The organism is Patulibacter sp. (assembly GCF_030655195.1).
Classification (GTDB): domain Bacteria; phylum Actinomycetota; class Thermoleophilia; order Solirubrobacterales; family Solirubrobacteraceae; genus Patulibacter.
The window spans coordinates 1-2,535 of record NZ_JAURWA010000127.1 but is presented as its reverse complement, the minus strand read 5'-3'; the positions used below and the strand labels follow the sequence as shown (position 1 = coordinate 2,535).

3 protein-coding genes are annotated in these 2,535 nt (G+C 74.3%); all 3 read right to left on the bottom strand.

Annotated elements, in window-relative coordinates; translation table 11 throughout:
• Positions 1–109 precede the first annotated feature (109 nt).
• The 3 genes from panB to panC are packed head-to-tail and all read right to left on the bottom strand — an operon-like array spanning position 110 to position 2,432.
• Positions 110–1,039, bottom strand: coding sequence for a 3-methyl-2-oxobutanoate hydroxymethyltransferase (gene panB / locus Q7T67_RS14105; protein WP_304790737.1), 930 nt, complete (start codon positions 1,037–1,039; stop codon positions 110–112).
• A 47-nt stretch (positions 1,040–1,086) separates the two neighbouring features.
• On the bottom strand, positions 1,087–1,497 hold the full coding sequence (panD, locus tag Q7T67_RS14100; RefSeq protein WP_304790734.1) for an aspartate 1-decarboxylase: 411 nt from the start codon (positions 1,495–1,497) through the stop codon (positions 1,087–1,089).
• Positions 1,498–1,502: 5 nt separating this feature from the next.
• Positions 1,503–2,432, bottom strand: coding sequence for a pantoate--beta-alanine ligase (gene panC / locus Q7T67_RS14095; protein WP_304790730.1), 930 nt, complete (start codon positions 2,430–2,432; stop codon positions 1,503–1,505).
• Between the last annotated feature and the right edge of the window lie 103 nt (positions 2,433–2,535).

Here is a 2,535-nt window from a genome sequence, read left to right as displayed (position 1 = left end):
CGGCGGATCGCCCGCGCCCGCCGGCCTCGCGCCCGCGGGCCCGACGTCACGCGCCCGCTCGCCTGGCCCCGCGGGCCCGCGGGTTCGCCGGGGCGCGGGTCTCGGGGCCTCAGGCCGGGTGGCCCTCGACCTCGCCCGGCTCGTCGCCGTGGATCTGCGCGAGCGAGCCCTGGAAGCGCTGCAGCTCCTCCGGCGGGATCGCGTAGGTGTGCTCGCGGGCGGGGAAGACGCCGCCGCGGACCTCGTCGGCGTACGTGCGGACCGCGGCGACCATGTCGTTCTGCAGGTGGGCGTACTGCTTGACGAACTTCGCCGTGTGGCCCTGCAGCAGCCCGAGCAGGTCGTGCCAGACGAGCACCTGGCCGTCGGTCGACGCGCCGGCGCCGATGCCGATGACCGGGATCTCGAGGAGCGGCATGAGCTCCTCGGCGACGGCGGCCGGGATCGCCTCGAGGACGATCGCGCAACAGCCGGCGTCCTGGAGGGCGAGGGCGTCGAGGACCATCTGCGCGGCCTGCTCGGCCTTCTTGCCCTGGGCGCGGAGCCCGCCGAGCGCGTTGGCCGTCTGCGGGGTCAGGCCGAGGTGGCCGACGACCGGGATCCCCGCGTTGACGATCGCCCGGGCGCGGTCGACCATGACGCCGCCGCCCTCGAGCTTGACCGCCTGCGCGCCGGCGTCTTTGACGAACCGCTGGGCGCTCTTGACGGCGTCGTAGTCCGACGCCTCGTACGAGCCGAACGGCAGGTCGGAGACCATGAACGTGGCCTTCAGGCCGCGCCGCACGGCCTTGCTCAGCATCAGGAGCTCCTCCATCGTCGCGGGGACGGTGGAGTCGAGGCCCAGGACGGTGGTCGCGGCGGAGTCGCCGACGAGCACCATCTCGACCCCGGCCTGCTCGGCCACGACGGCCGAGGGGTAGTCGTAGGCGGTCACCATGACCATCTTCCGGCCCAGCTGCTTGAGCTCGAGCAGCGAGGTCACGGTGACGGGGGCGCGGTCGATCCCGGGGGAGGCGACGGTGCGGGGGCTGGCGGACATGCGTGGTCTCCGGGTGAGGAGGAGTGAGGGTGCGGGAGCGCGGTCGCCTAGGCGACCGTGCTCACCCGATCGGTCTCGGTGAGGAGCGTGGCGACGGCGTCGTCGACGTCGATGATGCGGTTGGTACCCCGCTCGACGTGGACCACTCGCGGCTCGTAGCGCTCGAGGTCCTCGCGCGAGTACTGCGCGTAGGAGATGACGATGATGGTGTCGCCCTTGTGGACGAGGCGGGCGGCGGCGCCGTTGACCTTGACCTCGCCCGAGCCGCGCTCGCCGACGATCGTGTAGGTCTCGAAGCGCTGGCCGTTGTCGACGTCGACGACGGCGACCTGCTCGTGGACGAGGATGTCGGCGGCCTCCAGCAGGTCGGGGTCGATCGTGATCGAGCCGACGTAGTGCAGGTCGGAGTCCGTCACCGTCGCCCGGTGGATCTTGGACTTGAGCATGGTGCGCTGCATGAGGGTCAACCCTTCTCGGGGGTCGGGGGAACGCGGTGGTCCGACCAGCCGGCGCCGCTGAGCGCGGGCACGGGGGCGTCGGAGGTGACGGGGGAGAGCAGGGCGTTGTCGATCAGCCGGACCGGGCCGACCGGCACGGCGAGCGCCAGGAGCGACGGCGCGTCGACGGTGGTGCGCGGCGCGAGCGTGGCCGGGTCGACGATGGCGACGTACTCCGGCGCCAGGCCGGCGTCGGCGAGCGGCCCCGCGGCGACGCGCAGCAGCGCGGCGGCGTCGTCCTCGCCGCCGGCCAGCGCCGCGACGACGGCCTCGATCGCCCGCGGGATCGCCACGGCGCGGGCGCGGTCGTCGGCGGAGAGCCGCACGTTGCGGCTGGACAGCGCCAGCCCGTCGGCCTCGCGGACCGTCGGCAGCGCCACGATCTCCACCGGCAGGTCCAGGTCGCGGACGAGGCGCCGGACCACGAGCACCTGCTGCGCGTCCTTCGCGCCGAAGAACGCGACGTCCGGGGCGACCATGTTCAGGAGCTTCGTGACGACCGTGGTCACGCCGTGGAAGTGCTCGGGGCCCCGGTGGGCGCCCTCGAGCCGCTCGGTGAGCGGGCCGGAGACCCGGACCTCGGACGCGTAGCCGTCGGGGTAGACCTCGTCGACGTCCGGGGCGAAGAGGACGTCGGCGCCGGCGGCCTGCGCGCGGGCGGCGTCGTCCTCCTCCGTGCGGGGGTAGGCCGAGAGGTCGGAGGCGTCGCCGAACTGGCGCGGGTTGACGAAGAGCGAGACGACGGTGTTCGACGTGCGGCCCACCGCGGCGTCGATCAGCGACACGTGCCCGGCGTGCAGGGCGCCCATCGTCGGGACCAGCCCGACCGTCCCGCCGGACGCGCGCACGTCGCGGACGTGCTCGCGCAGCTCGGCGGTCGTGCGGACGATCCTCACGAGGTGCTCCCGACGGCGACGGGCGCGAGGTCCGCGGCGTCGCCGGCCCGGGCGGCGAGGCGCCGGGTGGCCGCGGTCAGGGCGTCGAAGAGCTCGAGGTCGG